The following is a 14,641-nucleotide window of genomic DNA, read 5'->3' as shown; positions in this document are numbered from 1 at the left end:
TCCCTCACTCCAAATGATCTTCATTTAATCTAGTAATTTCTATTGAATTATCTCTTTCTTTTAACTTACGAGCCAAACTTTCTACACCAAACACTTCTGTAAATGTGTGACTACCTACAATTAAATTTATCCTTTTAAATTTTGCATGTTGCACCGTATATAATGTTTTTTCTCCTGTTATGTATGTATCACAACCTTTTTCTAGCGCACGCTCAATCAAATTTGTATTGTTCCCTGCACCCGTTAAAATCGCAATCCGTTTCACTGGCCTGTCATGATTTTTCCAGCTCTTCACTTTCTCTTCCATTCTCTCTTCAAGTTTTTCAACTAAATTTGAAAAGGGAATCGCTTCTTTATATTCTCCTATTCCCGGTAGCTCTTCTTTCTCATACGTGGAATACTCCAGTATTGTATCTATCTCAATTTCATTAAACAACGACGTACACGTGCCAAACTTTACGAAATCTAATGGCAAATGAATCCAAAAATGATTCATTTCATATTCTTTTAATTTCTCAATACAAGCCTCTTCCATACCGAATAAAAAACTCCACGGCGCATGATGTGTAACTATCATATCGACACCATTTCTATATGCTTCTTCAATTGTCTCTAGCGTCAAATTTGTCGTGTAACCTATTTTGTGAAATTCCTCTTTACTAATGTGAGTGAAGCCATACTCGTCATCACCGTATTTATTAAGGTGCTCTTCAAAAAGTGATGTAATATGTTCTTTAAACTGCGTTATATTCATTTTCATTTCTCCTTTCATTTACTTTTATATTTCAAAAATAAGGAAATACTATTTAACGACGTTACATACATATAGGAGGACAATATGAAACCTGAATTTTTAAAAGCTATACATGAAGCGATTGGAAATGTTGCGCATATTCATATAGAAGAAAGTGGTGCAGATAGTTTACTCATTCATCATGATGATGCACAGCAATTAAAACAAGTTGCTGAAACGTTAGAAAACAATAATTTCCGCTCTACTATTAGAACAGCTGGGGATGCTTCGTATATTGAAGTGTTGAACAGGTAAGAAGAAGTCCCGGTTATATACTGGGCTTCATTCTTTTATATTGAAATTTCAAACTCTTTTACATACACCGCTGTTCCAGCAATATCAATTTGTAAGTTATCATTTTCTACATCTTTCGTTACATAAACCATTACACGACCATCTTTATTTATTTCCTGTCCTTGCTCAACGATTAACTCCAGTTCATGGTCAAAATCTTTCTCCAAATACGTCGCATAGTAGGCTCCCATTACACCTGAAGCTGTTCCTGTCACTGGATCTTCAATCGTTCCAGAATAAGGTGATGAAATACGTTTATGTTCTTCATTTACCTATCTCCTAACCCTTTTTAAATAATTTATAATAACTCTCTATCTCCGTTTTCACCGAACAATTATTTCTCCAAAATATCCTCTGCATCTTTTCATTTGAAGTATGTGTGCTTCCGATGTAATAAGTAGCCCCCATTTCCTTTAACATATGTAAAGATTGAAGATGCAGTTGGGAAGCAATTCCTTTCCCGCGATAATAAGGCATTACCCCAAAGTAAAATAAACGTCCTTCACTTTCTGTTCCAGGCTCTATATGCGGTATGGACAAACCAATCGGCTCATTTTTATCATAAAAAACAATGCATGACTTTTCCCAACCTTTACCTAACTCTGTTTGCACTGAATGCAGATGTTCATCGACATTCAGAATTGACGGTCGATTTCCTGATTCCAACATACATTGCTCCCAAATGCATGTGAATTCTCTTTCCGATAATGTCCCTTCTTCTATCGAGCGATATGTATATTGTTTTTCAAGCGCCTCTATATTGTTCAACTCTCTACACACTTCTATCTTTGCCGCGTACAAATCAAAGCCCTCATCAAGTAACACTTTTACACTTGCGTTATAACTACTAAACCTTTTGTTTAATACAATACTCGCTCTTTTTAACTCCCAGTTAAAACAAACTTCTTCAAATCTACTTACCTTTTCTTTGTAAGTTTGTGCGCTATAAAAAACATCTTCTTCTATTTCTTCAATCGTTACTGCATTTGGTAAACCATTTAATACTTTTCTCGAAGGACCAAATAAATTTTGGACAACTGTAAGATCGTACTTCACCACTTTATTTCACCTACACCCGGCTCAATAAACTTCCCTGAAACCTTCTCATTTGAATCTATTACCCAATCATATATATTTTGTGCTCCTTCAGCCGGAGTCATATTCGCATCAAAGGCACCAATGTCAGTCTTTAATTTTCCAGGGTGAATTGCGGTTACACGAATTCCTTTATTCTCAAACTCTTGTTGTAAGCAGAGCGTTAACATATTTTGTGCGGCTTTAGCAATTCGATATGAATATGAGAACTTACCTTGTGGAAAATCTTTGTTCGCCATTTTATGCAATGAGCCTAATCGAGAGGACACATTTATTATTCTTGGTTGATTCGACTTAGTTAAAGCCACATATGTACCTTTTACAGCTCGAATAACCCCTAAGCAATGAACATTAAATAGTTCCATTAACTCTTCAGAATTTGTACGTAAAATCTCGGTTTCCTTACCAGTAATTCCAGCGTTATTTATAACTAGATCAATATACTTTGTATATTCCTCCAGCTGGTTTTTAATTTGCTCCGTACTCTCATCAATCGATAAGTCTGCTAATATAGGAAAACATCTAGAACTAAACATTTTCTTCAATTGAGTTACCGCAACCTCACTTCTAGCTAACGGATAAACAATATGCCCATTTTCATGAAACACTTTCACTAACTGTAACCCTAATCCACGATTTCCACCTGTAATAAGTACCCTCATATATCCGTCTCCTTATTTTTATAATAAATAAGAAAATCTGCCCACTTACCATTCCCCATAGAAAATGCCTCCCTCATACATTCAAATGAAAAACCAGCTCTTTCTGCAAGACGAACGGATGGCTCATTATCGATGTGTATATGTAATTCGATTCTATGAAATTGAAGGCCATTAAAAAATAACGGCAGCGCAGCTATTACACTTTCTACTCCGTATCCATTTTTCCAATGTTGATTATGAATAGAGTAACCCATCATTGCCCATTGATAGTCCATACGTAAAATTTTTATAAGTTCTAGCTTTCCAATATTAGCGCCATCTTCTTTCTGAAAAATACCTAGCACATACATTTCATCCCGTCGTGCCGCCTCATCAAATCCTCTTATCCATTCCGTGAACCATTCTTGCGTTGAAGACGACATGTCATGATAGCCATCATCGTATTTATATTGAGATGGTAACCTCTTATTGAATCCATCTAACCAACTTTCATAATCCTCTTTTTGAAATGGACGAATAATCAGTCTCTCTGTCTCTACTTGTAATAGTGGCAGCTTCATTTATATCTCTTCCTTTAATTGTTAATTGAATATTCTTTATTATCTTACACAAAATACAAAATCTAGTAAATCATTATGTTTTTTATAAACAAAAATCCAGTTATGCTTTTTACATAACTGGATTCTTCATTATTTAATAACCTTTTATTTTACAAGAAAAACATCCCTTAATTCCCTCTTCAACACTTTCCCTAAAGCGTTTTTCGGTAATTCGTCCATAAATACAACTTCTGGTATTTTATAGCTTGCTAGTTTTTCTTTACAATGCTGAATAATCTCTTCTTCTGTTAAAGACGTTTGAATGTCCTTTACAATGTAAGCTGTTGGAACCTCCCCCCAAAAGTCATTTGGAATCCCAACTACTGCAACTTCTAAAACGCCATTTATTTCATGAATTACATCTTCTACTTGATCTGGATATACGTTGTCACCACCGCGTACGATAACGTCTTTATATCTTCCCATAATATGTAGAAATCCATCATCATCTATCATACCGGCATCACCCATGTTAAACCAATTATCTTTTACTACCTTCTTTGTTGCCTCTTCATTATTCCAATATCCTTTAAACATGTACGGGCTTTTCACGTGAATTTCTCCAACTTCATTTGTTGTTAGCTCATCACCTGTTTCTGGATGAACAATTTTCAACTCTACATGTTTCAGAGTCTTCCCTACAGAAGACATTTTTTCTTTTCCCATATTTGGATGCCAAGAAGTTACTACCCAACCTTCTGTACTCCCATAACCTTGCACCATATAAATGCCTTTTTCCATATATTTTTGAATGAGTGTTTCTGGCACTTTTGTACCACCACTTTGCGCTACTTTAAAGGCCGAAATGTTGCGCTCTTTTTTATCTAATTCATCAAGCATGTAACTATAAACAGCTGGGAACGCAAGCATCGTAGTAATTTTCTCTTCTTCAATCTTATCCCAAATAAGAGTAGGATTCGAATCAGCTAAAAAGACCATCGTAACGCCATGATAAATACAATTTAAAATAGAAAGCACACCACTCATATGAAACAATGGGTGCACTGATAAAAAGCGTTCACCTGCTGGAATTTCTCTTTGCCCCGCAATTTCAGTAAAATAATGGTGTAAGTTTTTATGACCAATTACACATGCTTTTGCCTGTCCAGTCGTTCCTGAAGTAAATAAGTAAATAGCATCATCATCTTCATGAACTTCCACATTCGGCTCTGTTATTGGCTGTTCCTTTAATTTTAATTCAAATAAGCCAAACCCTTCTTTTGTCGTCTCAATTACATAAGGAATTTCTTTAACTCCATTAATCTTTAATACAACTTCACTAAATTCATCATCAATAACTAATACTTTTAATCTCGCTTCTTTTACAATCGATTCTAATTCATAAGCAGTAAGCTGATGATTAAGCGGAATAAATACCGCTCCAATTTTTAAGCTTGCCATCATAACGCTTGGAAACGGATGATTATTTTTGCATAGAATTCCTATACGATCCCCTCTTTTCACACCGGTATGTAACAAATAATGTGCAAGCTGATTTACTCGTTCATTATACTGCTGAAACGAATACCTTTTCTCTCCACCGATAAGCGCTTCCAAATTTGGTGACTGCATTGCTCTTTTTTGTAATAATTGTCGCATCGTTCTCAAGTAAAACTCCCCTTTATATATGTTAGGATTTTATTTTACCAGATTAACTATTAATTTACTAAAGATTAAACTTAGTGAATTTAAATGAAGTGAATCTTTAGTCGATGTGAGGTGTTCATCCCGACTGATTATTAGTCCACACCTTACGGGCGGTTAATGCGGGATAAACAAAAATAGCCATCTACTTAACAAGTAAATGGCTATTTCTCCTTATATATTAGAATACTCCTTATTCATCACATATTTCACATACTCAGGTGCACTTTTGTCAATCTCTTCATCACTGATTTCATATTCCGCACCATATAAATAAAATGATGGTATAAATTCCATTCCTGTATATAAGCTCGTAGCGTGGAATGGTTTCGTTAATTCATCCATTGTAATTCCGCTATTTTTATAATCTTTTTCTAACCCACCTATAGAAATAGCTACACCAAATTCTTTCCCCTTCACTTTATCCCCTTTTGATCCGTAGGCAAATCCATATGTTAATACATCATCGAACCATTTTTTTAATAATGGTGGTGAGCTATACCAGTAGAGTGGAAATTGGAATATATATCGGTCGTGCTCTACTAACAGCTTTTGTTCTTCTTCAATATTAAATTCCCAATTTGGTGCCACTTTATATAATTCATGCACCGTTATTTCATCTGGATATTTCTCAAGTTCTTCTACCCATCTTTTATTAATTCGAGACTTTTCAATATCAGGATGTGCTACAATTACAAGTGTTTTCATATATTTTCTTCCCCCTTATAAATAATTCAAACGCTTTAGTATTAGTATGAATGAGTCACATATAATTGAAAAGTACGTACTTTAAAGTGCTATAGGAACCTTAAAGTACCTTTGGAGGTGTTATATGAATCAAAATGATAATTGCCCAATCGCAACGACACTCGACGTGATCGGTGGAAAATGGAAAATTCATATTTTATGTGTTTTGGCGGATGGAAAAATGCGAACAAATGAAATAAAACGAGAAATTCCAAACATTACACAAAAAGTTCTCACACAGCAACTTCGGCAACTTGAGGCTGATGGGATTATCCATCGTACTGTATATCAAGAAGTACCACCAAAGGTTGAGTACACAATAAGCGAACATGGAAAATCTTTAATGCAAATTATGGATGAACTATTTGAATGGGGAAAAGACCATCAGATCAAAAGATTACATGACTAAAAAACTACCAAATTCTTTACATACTAGTGGGAATGGCACATCACTATCAAGCTAACAAAAAGACCCTAATAAGAAAACTTTCATTTTTATAATCCATTTAAACTTTAGCTTGATAGTGATACGGCAAGACCCTAATAAAGAAATGTATTAAACAAATTAAAAACAACAACACATACGACTAATGTTAATAAGAAAATTATAGTCGCTGAATTGCTTACTTAATTTTGAAATCTAAACAGTTACCCTTTAAGCCAAGCTTAATAATATCGCTTTTGTACGATTATCTGTTACTTCATAATAAATTTCTAATCCTTTCCGAGTACCTGTAACGACTTTAGTAGCTTTTAGTTTAGATAAATGTTGACTAATTGTACTTTGAGGCATTTGTAATGTTTCATACATTGTCGTTACGTTAATAGGACCTTTTGCAAGCATTATTTTTACTAATGATAAACGGACAGGATGCGCCAACACCTTTAATACTTCAGTGATTTCTTCATACATTTCTTTCATATTTTTTCTCTCCTTTTATATAACTATTAATGATATCCATATATATAATTCGAAAGGATATACGATTTTATGTCCGTCATTTTAAAAAATATTAAGAAATTCCTTCAGATGGAAGGAATCCCTCTGTTCAATATTCTATAGATTTTTCTTTCACTCGATATTATGTGGTAGGAGCTTTCCTTACTGAGAGCCTCTACCATTGTTCCCTTGCTGATTCCCATTATTTCCTTGTGATCCTCTACCGTTGTTCTCTTGCTGATTTCCATTATTCCCTTGAGACCCTCTGCCGTTGTTCCCTTGCTGATTCCCATTATTCCCTTGCGATTCTCTTCCGTTGTTCCCTTGACCATTCCCATTATTCCCTTGCGATTCTCTTCCGTTGTTCCCTTGACCATTCCCATTATTCCCTTGCGATTCTCTTCCGTTGTTCCCTTGCCCATTTCCATTATTCCCTTGCGATTCTCTTCCGTTGTTCTCTTGGGACCCTCTTCCGTTGTTTCCTTGCCCATTTCTATTATTTCCTTGTGACTCTCTTCCGTTGTTTCCTTGCCCATTTCCATTATTTCCTTGTGACCCTCTTCCGTTGTTTCCTTGCCCATTTCCATTATTTCCTTGTGATTCTCTTCCGTTGTTTCCTTGCCCATTTCCATTATTTCCTTGGGACCCTCTGCCGTTGTTTCCTTGCCCATTTCCATTATTCCCTTGTGATCCTCTTCCATTGTTCTCTTGCTGATTCCCATTATTTTCTTTTATTTGCTTCGGTTGTTGTTCCTTAGATTGCTTTTGTTCTATATGCTCTTTCTTCTCGTTGCTTTCTTCTTTTACAGGAGATGCGTCCGATGATGCATCAGAAGATTGCTTTTGTTGTTCTTGATTAGAAGGAGGTGCAGGTGGAGTAAGCGATTTTTGCTTCTCATTCTCTTGTTTTATATAAACGCCCGTTCCAACCCCTGCTTTCTTGGCATCCTCCCGCATTTGCATCGTACTGCTTTGATATTCGACTGTAACATGTTTTATCTCATACTCTTTCTTTAATTCCTGCATAGCCTTTTCCAACTGTGGTTCTAGCGACTTGTCCTTTGTAACAGCTGTTAGCATAACTTGCTTATCATTCGTTAAGTACTTATCATTTTGACTCTGCTTTATAATAGTGCGTATCACATCTTGCAGATGCTTATTTTCCCACCCTTTCATTTCTTTTAAAATACGCCTTCCGTCATCATTACAAGCCCGCAAATCTATAACACGAAGATCTTCCGTTACGCTCGCCTCTAAACTTGGATTTATATCAACTGAGACATAAGCAAACACTTTTTCTTCTGGTTGATTGTAGAAAAACAGCAATACGCATAGAAAACCAGCAACAATTACTGTTGTAGGCTTTAAGAAAGGTGGCATTGAAAAACGCGGTGCTCTTTGCTCTTGTTCGTTAAACGAGATTTCCTCTCCAATCATGTAAGAGTGTACTTTTCTTTTAAACGTAATAAACTCTCCATTTGGAGTTAAAACAACTACGTTATGTTTCTTTATATCCATCACAATTCCTTTATTCATCATGCTTCTCCCCTCTTATGTAATCCAGAATATATGTATAGTTGTTTGCAAAGATAATACACATCGCAATAATGTATTTTCGATGTCGCTCCAACGTTTTACGACTTACCCTAACACGTGGTTCAATATGTTTAAGGGGTAACTTTTTCTTTCGGAACAGCTCTTCCATCATTTTCTCGTCTTTTATAATAATCTTTACAATTTCTATTAAGTGCTCACGCGTATCACGATGCTTAGGAGATTCCTTAGCAAGCTCTGAAAATGTGATTTTAAACTCAGCTAGTACACTTTGAAAATGAAGAATTTCCTCCTTACGGTTACTATTTTCCATCTCTTTCATATACTCCGTAAGCGACACTTGCATTTCTAACATTTCCTCTTGCTTATCTTCTTTTAAAAAGACAAGATTATGCTTAGACTCCTTGCGTATATAGTCAATTACATCTCTTTTTATAAGAAGATCAGCAAACGCTAGAAAAGATTTTCCTTTTTTATATGAATACTGTTCAATTGCTTCGTTAAATGCAAATAATCCAATGCTATATTCATCATCCTGCTCTGTAATGTACCTGCGGCAGACAGACGATATTGATTTTCTAATAAACGGCTGATACTGTACGATAAAAGCTTCCTTATCTCCACCGTTGTTTTGTATGTTAAATACGATATCTTCTATTTTCGTTTTTTTTAAGATTTTCATTACTAAACTCAACACTAGTAATCTCCCTGCCTCCTTCTGCTTCAAATAGCAAAATGGTCACTAAACAAGTGACCATTTAACCACATTTTCTTAGTACTTTTCTTTGGGGTTGTCTACTTGCTATTGCTCATATTTTTCGAGGCCGATTTTTTTATATGACTATTTTTTCCACTTGTACTAAAGTGAAGTCTGTATTTTGTATTACTTTCTTGTTTTCTTTTGCAATACCACTTGCTCTTTTCTATTTTAGCTGCAATCTTTGAATAACTCTTCGCTATATTTTTGGTAATTTTAGCTTTTTCTTTCATTTATTTTCTTCTACTTATATATATTCGAAGGAATAAATAATTTTATGGGGGTCAAAAAAATATTTTTTATAAAATAGTTATTTTTTCAAAAATAAAAACCATCAATTGGAAGAAACTCGTTATAACTCCTCCTTATGGTAATTCCTTTGTAAACCTTTTTATTTAAATGTATAATTGTATTAAAAGTCTAAAATTTCAGAATCAGAGGGCAGCGTCATGAAAAGTTTTGGTACGTTAGTAATCTCTACCGTCATTTCAGCAGGCTTAGTGTATTATAATATCGATTCCTTTTATAATAAATTTACATCCGGGAATACATATTACTGGGTAAAAGGTATCCTAGCTGCTGGATTCCTTATATCCTTAATTATCAACATAAAAGATATCATCAAGAAAAACTACACAACTTCTGAATCAAATTAAGGAGCCTATTATGGTTCCTTTTTCTATGCAAAATAAAAAAGCAGCTGTTAAGCTACTTTGAATTCTTCTTATCCCCAAATGAAATGATATATATATTCTCCCGTTACGCGTTCATTAATTCCAGCGATCCTACCGAATCTCATTAAGTCCACCCCTTGAAGAAAATACACCGAGATCGTAACTGGTACTTGTGACCACATGAATTGATAAAGCTCATTCACTCTCTGATTCGTCGAAACGATTAAATCATTTACAGGTCCATGATTCCATGCAGAGGTTTGAACTGAAGCGAACGGAAGGTCTTTCCCATTAACCACTATTCTTACCACACTTTGAGTTATGTCCATAACAATCCCCTCCACCATTACAGAATTTAGACCTGTTTCTATACTCATATTCTTGATTAATAATAAATGTTTAAGGCAAACCCCTATTTTCATTTCTACTCAAGAACAATTTATTTGATAAAATAAAAAAGCAGCGCATTCGCTACTTTAAAATCTACATACTTCCCTTTTCTTTTGCTCTCTCATAAAGAACCGTGCGGCTTACACCTGTAACTTCACATATCTTCTTTACTGTAAACTTGTTTTCCTTTCGGTTTGCAAGCAGATCTAAAGCATGTTCCATATTAGGATTATCATCATCGTACTTCTTAGGGCGCCCTTTATAAACACCACGCTCTTTAGCTAGTTCAATACCTTCTCGTTGCCGCATTCGAATTAGGTCACGTTCTAACCGATTAACACCAGCCATTACAGTGAGTAGGAAAGTGCTGTATGGATTATCGCTTGTAGTATCAAGCCAATTGTCTTTTAACGACTTAATAGAAGCGCCTTTTTCTTTAATTGTTTCTATAAGTTTAAATAAGTCTTGTGTACTTCTGGTAATACGTGCTAATTCAGTTACTACAATCACATCACCTTCACGCAGATTGTCTAACATGCGTAATAACTCAGGTCTGTCTGTTGTAGCCCCGCTAACTTTTTCTTCAAACACATAATCACATCCATAATCACTCAATTGTTTGAGTTGCCTTGCTAAGTTCTGATCTTGTGTCGATACACGAGCATATCCAAGAATCATTCTATTTCTCCCCTTTGTCCGTAAATTAACTATAGCTTAATAACAGCATTTAATTTCCGAACATGAAGAGAGTTGTAAAATAAGATAAGTATTTTAAATATGTCTAAATTATGAACGTATGCAATTCTAAATAAGTACACCCATAGCGGACGTTTCATTCTTTATTTTCATTCGATGTGTTCATTTGTTTTGTTATCTTTCCTTAACAAGAAATCAGACCAGAAAATCCATGTACCAAAAAAGAGCGCTTTTCTTCAAAGCACTCTCCAATAGGAATTTACCATTCTCGACGCTTATCACAATCACAGTCACGATCATGATTACGTTTACGACGACATTCATCACAATCACAGTCGCGGTCACGTCTACAACGACGGTCATCACAATCTCTGCGTCTGCAGAACATTAAATCATCCCAAAATCTATCACAATCTCGGGAACGTCTGAAATTACAATTACATCCCATAAATATAATTACCTCCTCTTAACTCTAGGATTCATCATATTCTATGCTAAAAAACAAAAACAGCTTGTTTACTAGTCTACTTTCTGCATTTTAAAGTAATAATGTTATTATCTAATCTTTAAGTTTCAAATCTATTTTCCCCCTTATCTTTCCTTAACAGCAAACAAGACGCCACCCAGATCACGGCAGTGCCTACGAAAATTGCTATACACTTAATCAAACTCATTTATCCTCACATTATTTATTTCTTTGCTTCCATACCCCATTCTCTTTACGATAAGTATTCTTTCCATTCATGAAGTCAGCTGCATTACCAGGAATACTATATTTCTTATTTTTAGCCTTCTTCTCCAGCCTTTTTTCTTCTTGAATAGCTTGCAAATCCGCCTTCCATTGTTTCAACAAATCCTTTTCACGTCGCATCGAATTTGTACCCCTTGGATTAAAATGTGAACCAAATAATTAGATTCTTCCTATTTATATACTTATTTAAACCAAATGTCCATTTTGTTCAAATTCACGTTTAATGTGTACTAATTTATGTTTTTTCTTCTAAATAGACCAACGATATATTATAATCCTCTATATACCCAAGGAGGTTTACCATGCTTAATTTTCATAAAACATTCCCGATCTTAGGATTCTTTTGGTTTTTATACGGTTTCATTGGCCTCATCTTTTTATTACTATTCCTTAGCGTGTCGTAACAGCGCTTATAAATATATGTTTAATGTATAATTTCTATATAGCAAAGAAAAAAGCATCCATATTGGATGCTTAATGTATACTAATATTAATATTGAATAGCTTCATTGATAGACTTTCTAGAACAATAAATATACTAGCTGAAACTGATCTATATCCGATTTTCTTTCCTGTAACATTAATAGTAATCTCCGCCAAATGGGTTGGTACATCATCTTTTTTCAAAAATTTTATCTTCAACCTTTTCAACTATTGCTACATTATCCACTTCTTTAAAAGTTTTCAGCAATTTTGTTTCTAATAAAGTAAAATCAAAATTTTCATCTTTAATCACATCAAATATAATCTTCATTTTTCTTTCCCCATTCTTAACTAGTTAATATACTAACATCAATCCAAGTTTCCGTAAGGTAACGAAAAAAGGCGCTTTCCCGAACGAAAACGCCTTACTCAAGGTTCTGTATTTACGTGTAAAAGAACTCCAAAACAAATGGAATGGCGGTCATATCCGTAATTGGTCAATGGTGTTGAATCAACTTATGGTTAACGATAAATTCGCCAAACGTATTGAAAAATATAGTATTTACCTACCGTAATTTAAATGCTTCGTTTGTTCGATAAGATAATTTGATATATCTATGTTGGTGCCATTTCGCAAGAGGAATTCCACTAAATCTTGCTTTTGAAGAACAGGATTAATAACGGCTCCATCTAGCTGACTTAGAATCTCAACGATGCCATGATGTGAAAAACTCTTGATTGCTTTAAAAAGTTCTGCATCACGTTTCTTTCGTTCGGCGGATTCTTCAGGATACCCAGTATTGAACGGTTCTTCAAATAGTTTCTCAAGCGTGAAGCGAAGATTTAATTCGCCCGCCCAACCGAAGTTCAATCCAAGTGGCAGTGATGCACAGTTTCCGTTATTTACCCTACCAAATAGGAACGCATCTGTTGGAGTTGGCAGATAACCGCTAATGACATTCGGAAGTGTATTACAGGCAATCGACATACCAACACCGCTACTACATCCAGTGACGACAAAATCAACTGCACCTGAATTTAGAAGTAGACCAACAGCTAAGGACACTTGGATATAGCTTAACTCGGATTCTTCAACTGTAACACCAAAATTGAGTACTTCATATCCATGCCTCGCCACAGCCCTTTTTGTCTCTTCAAAAATCAGTTTATTTTTGCTAATCTGGGTACTTGCTTGTATCACGGCTATCTTCATTCTTCCACGACCTTTCGATTTAATTATCACACAAACCGAAAGTCAAAAGAAGATAAAAAAGACAGAAGCGATCTTGCCTTAATATTTGCTATTCTATGTATTCGTTTCAAAAACTTACACAGATTTCTTGACAATCCCTCCTTGTTTTTTTAAATAATCCGTAAGGCTGTTGCAATTGCCATAATTGCATTATTTTTCCGGCAATAATACCAATCATTAGCTAATATCATTTAAGCCTTTATCGCCTTATCACTCATTACACCACTCTTTAGATATTTCCGCTCGATCATCTCCCTTTGCTCTATATCCAATGAATGTTCTATTTCTCTTCTAATCTGTAAGTATTTGTAATCATTAATCTTCTTCGTATCACGTAATTCTGGGAATAACTGAATACTTTCACATTCGCTTTGGTTCATCATACGGACTGATGGAGCCTTTTAATCTCGCAATACCTTCACTACTGCTTTTTGTATTAACTTATATTCCTCGTTATTTATTTTTGGAAAGAATGATAATTGCTCCATCTGTAATCCCCCTATTTCGAATTTTGGTTTTTATATTCACATCAGGCGTGTGAAATTTTACTATCTCTTTGTTGAATAAAGGAAACGTGCATAGAGAGTAGCCCCCACCATCCACTCTGCATGGTTTCGCTATCCATTAAGCCTTTAATGATTTACGTTTCTTGCTGGCCATCTTCTCTTTTACTGCTTCAATGTTATTTGCTACCTTTTGATGGTCCTAATCAAATTGAATCATGCCATCAAACATAACTGGAGCTACTGCTTCATCGACATATTGTAAGCAATTCACTGGCGCTCGTTCCGTCTGTTCTACTAAGTACCCGTAAATATTAAAAGCTGCTCTTGGTATCGACTTCTTGCCTTTTGACTGCTGTGACATCCTTACGTAAGATTGGATGACTGATAGTGGTACAACAAATACTGACTTGTCCTTATTGAACTCAATAAGAAAGAAACAAATCGCTCCCATATTCTCCGCTTTCTCCAGGTAATCCAATTGGTGCTGCGCAATGTTCTTTAAATCAAATCGTGTAGGATTTTCTGTAGACTTCGCTTCAAATGCTATAGTCCGTCCCTTATACACGCCGTCATAGTCTACTGTACTCTTAGCTTCATAGAATCCATTTAGCACACGGCCACCTTTACTCTTTAACACCTTCACAGGAGTCGGACGTTTGTTTATAAGCACCACTCCCCCTCTTTGATACATTTCATTCGCTAGATTGATAAGCATTTCAAATGCCATCCCACGGTTTCCGAGTCCCATTGTTATTCCTCTCTTTCTATTAGTTGCGATAGGTAAGACTTTGAAGTTATCTCCATCTTTTCCCCCGCTTAGCACTGTACGTGCGACTTTCATCGCATACAGCGCCCCATCTTATC

General features: G+C 35.2%; 19 protein-coding genes and 4 pseudogenes. 4 read left to right on the top strand and 19 right to left on the bottom strand.

The window, feature by feature from the left end; all coding sequences use genetic code 11:
* Positions 1 to 4: 4 nt before the first annotated feature.
* The gene (locus tag ABH960_RS22320) at positions 5 to 754 is read right to left on the bottom strand and encodes a Nif3-like dinuclear metal center hexameric protein (RefSeq protein ID WP_001027983.1); all 750 of its coding nucleotides are present in this window, start codon (positions 752 to 754) and stop codon (positions 5 to 7) included.
* Between the two features lie 84 nt (positions 755 to 838).
* On the opposite strand from ABH960_RS22320, the gene ABH960_RS22315 reads away from it, so the two are divergent.
* Positions 839 to 1,048 (top strand): hypothetical protein, encoded by a 210-nt coding sequence (locus ABH960_RS22315; RefSeq protein ID WP_404448480.1) that lies wholly within the window; start codon positions 839 to 841, stop codon positions 1,046 to 1,048.
* A 35-nt stretch (positions 1,049 to 1,083) separates the two neighbouring features.
* On the opposite strand, the pseudogene ABH960_RS22310 reads toward ABH960_RS22315, so the two are convergent.
* The 6 genes and pseudogenes from ABH960_RS22310 to ABH960_RS22285 form a co-directional block, all read right to left on the bottom strand.
* Positions 1,084 to 1,344: pseudogene (locus tag ABH960_RS22310) on the bottom strand (PhzF family phenazine biosynthesis protein); the annotation flags it as partial.
* Positions 1,345 to 1,366: 22 nt separating this feature from the next.
* Positions 1,367 to 2,143, bottom strand: a complete 777-nt coding sequence (locus ABH960_RS22305; RefSeq protein WP_262449137.1) for a GNAT family N-acetyltransferase — start codon at positions 2,141 to 2,143, stop codon at positions 1,367 to 1,369.
* Complete coding sequence (locus ABH960_RS22300) at positions 2,140 to 2,844, bottom strand: SDR family NAD(P)-dependent oxidoreductase (RefSeq protein ID WP_404448478.1); 705 nt, start codon at positions 2,842 to 2,844, stop codon at positions 2,140 to 2,142. The genes ABH960_RS22305 and ABH960_RS22300 overlap by 4 nt, the downstream gene beginning before the upstream one ends.
* Entirely contained in the window at positions 2,841 to 3,404 is a 564-nt protein-coding gene (locus ABH960_RS22295; RefSeq protein ID WP_404448476.1) for a GNAT family N-acetyltransferase, read from the bottom strand. The genes ABH960_RS22300 and ABH960_RS22295 overlap by 4 nt, the downstream gene beginning before the upstream one ends.
* A 144-nt stretch (positions 3,405 to 3,548) precedes the next feature.
* Positions 3,549 to 5,051 carry a class I adenylate-forming enzyme family protein gene (locus tag ABH960_RS22290; RefSeq protein ID WP_098636505.1) on the bottom strand — a complete coding sequence of 501 codons (1,503 nt, stop codon included), beginning with the start codon at positions 5,049 to 5,051 and terminating at the stop codon, positions 3,549 to 3,551.
* 210 nt (positions 5,052 to 5,261) lie between these two features.
* The gene (locus ABH960_RS22285; RefSeq protein ID WP_242310998.1) at positions 5,262 to 5,795 is read right to left on the bottom strand and encodes an NAD(P)H-dependent oxidoreductase; all 534 of its coding nucleotides are present in this window, start codon (positions 5,793 to 5,795) and stop codon (positions 5,262 to 5,264) included.
* A 124-nt stretch (positions 5,796 to 5,919) separates the two neighbouring features.
* Here ABH960_RS22285 and ABH960_RS22280 point away from each other — a divergent pair, with 124 nt between their 5' ends.
* Positions 5,920 to 6,243, top strand: coding sequence for a winged helix-turn-helix transcriptional regulator (locus ABH960_RS22280; RefSeq protein WP_002033301.1), 324 nt, complete (start codon positions 5,920 to 5,922; stop codon positions 6,241 to 6,243).
* 246 nt (positions 6,244 to 6,489) lie between these two features.
* On the opposite strand, the gene ABH960_RS22275 is transcribed toward ABH960_RS22280, so the two are convergent.
* The 4 genes from ABH960_RS22275 to ABH960_RS22260 form a co-directional block, all read right to left on the bottom strand.
* Positions 6,490 to 6,756 (bottom strand): ArsR/SmtB family transcription factor, encoded by a 267-nt coding sequence (locus ABH960_RS22275; RefSeq protein WP_000661861.1) that lies wholly within the window; start codon positions 6,754 to 6,756, stop codon positions 6,490 to 6,492.
* Positions 6,757 to 6,936: 180 nt separating this feature from the next.
* On the bottom strand, positions 6,937 to 8,310 hold the full coding sequence (locus ABH960_RS22270) for an anti-sigma factor domain-containing protein (protein ID WP_404448472.1): 1,374 nt from the start codon (positions 8,308 to 8,310) through the stop codon (positions 6,937 to 6,939).
* Positions 8,303 to 9,025, bottom strand: a complete 723-nt coding sequence (sigI, locus tag ABH960_RS22265; protein WP_002099727.1) for an RNA polymerase sigma factor SigI — start codon at positions 9,023 to 9,025, stop codon at positions 8,303 to 8,305. The genes ABH960_RS22270 and sigI overlap by 8 nt, the downstream gene beginning before the upstream one ends.
* A gap of 98 nt (positions 9,026 to 9,123) precedes the next feature.
* A complete protein-coding gene (locus tag ABH960_RS22260; RefSeq protein WP_033708374.1) occupies positions 9,124 to 9,318 on the bottom strand; it encodes a hypothetical protein in 195 nt (64 codons plus the stop codon).
* A gap of 216 nt (positions 9,319 to 9,534) precedes the next feature.
* Here ABH960_RS22260 and ABH960_RS22255 point away from each other — a divergent pair, with 216 nt between their 5' ends.
* On the top strand, positions 9,535 to 9,741 hold the full coding sequence (locus ABH960_RS22255; RefSeq protein WP_404448470.1) for a hypothetical protein: 207 nt from the start codon (positions 9,535 to 9,537) through the stop codon (positions 9,739 to 9,741).
* Between the two features lie 68 nt (positions 9,742 to 9,809).
* Here ABH960_RS22255 and ABH960_RS22250 read toward each other — a convergent pair whose 3' ends face one another.
* From ABH960_RS22250 to ABH960_RS22230, 5 genes and pseudogenes are all read right to left on the bottom strand, one after another.
* Positions 9,810 to 10,088, bottom strand: coding sequence for a hypothetical protein (locus ABH960_RS22250; protein WP_404448468.1), 279 nt, complete (start codon positions 10,086 to 10,088; stop codon positions 9,810 to 9,812).
* Positions 10,089 to 10,242: 154 nt separating this feature from the next.
* A complete protein-coding gene (locus ABH960_RS22245; RefSeq protein ID WP_404448466.1) occupies positions 10,243 to 10,827 on the bottom strand; it encodes a recombinase family protein in 585 nt (194 codons plus the stop codon).
* Positions 10,828 to 11,104: 277 nt separating this feature from the next.
* On the bottom strand, positions 11,105 to 11,293 hold the full coding sequence (locus tag ABH960_RS22240) for a hypothetical protein (RefSeq protein WP_002137395.1): 189 nt from the start codon (positions 11,291 to 11,293) through the stop codon (positions 11,105 to 11,107).
* Positions 11,294 to 11,530: 237 nt separating this feature from the next.
* On the bottom strand, positions 11,531 to 11,716 hold the full coding sequence (locus tag ABH960_RS22235; RefSeq protein ID WP_404448464.1) for a hypothetical protein: 186 nt from the start codon (positions 11,714 to 11,716) through the stop codon (positions 11,531 to 11,533).
* Between the two features lie 354 nt (positions 11,717 to 12,070).
* Positions 12,071 to 12,350 (bottom strand): annotated as a pseudogene (locus tag ABH960_RS22230) (hypothetical protein).
* Positions 12,351 to 12,384: 34 nt separating this feature from the next.
* Here ABH960_RS22230 and ABH960_RS22225 point away from each other — a divergent pair.
* Positions 12,385 to 12,594 (top strand): annotated as a pseudogene (locus ABH960_RS22225) (IS256 family transposase); the annotation flags it as partial.
* On the opposite strand, the gene ABH960_RS22220 reads toward ABH960_RS22225, so the two are convergent.
* From ABH960_RS22220 to ABH960_RS22210, 3 genes and pseudogenes are all read right to left on the bottom strand, one after another.
* Positions 12,582 to 13,232, bottom strand: coding sequence for an RpiB/LacA/LacB family sugar-phosphate isomerase (locus ABH960_RS22220; protein ID WP_404448462.1), 651 nt, complete (start codon positions 13,230 to 13,232; stop codon positions 12,582 to 12,584). The pseudogene ABH960_RS22225 and the gene ABH960_RS22220 overlap by 13 nt on opposite strands.
* Positions 13,233 to 13,462: 230 nt before the next feature.
* Positions 13,463 to 13,651: a hypothetical protein gene (locus ABH960_RS22215; protein WP_404448460.1), complete on the bottom strand. Its 189-nt coding sequence runs from the start codon at positions 13,649 to 13,651 to the stop codon at positions 13,463 to 13,465.
* 244 nt (positions 13,652 to 13,895) lie between these two features.
* Positions 13,896 to 14,525: pseudogene (locus ABH960_RS22210) on the bottom strand (Holliday junction resolvase RecU).
* Positions 14,526 to 14,641: the final 116 nt, after the last annotated feature.

Origin of the sequence: Bacillus sp. RC252 (genome assembly GCF_044909215.1) — a bacterium.
In the GTDB taxonomy this organism is placed as follows: Bacteria; Bacillota; Bacilli; order Bacillales; family Bacillaceae_G; genus Bacillus_A; species Bacillus_A mycoides.
The sequence above is the reverse complement of the archived record's forward strand: the minus strand, read 5'-3'. Positions and strand labels throughout refer to the sequence as shown.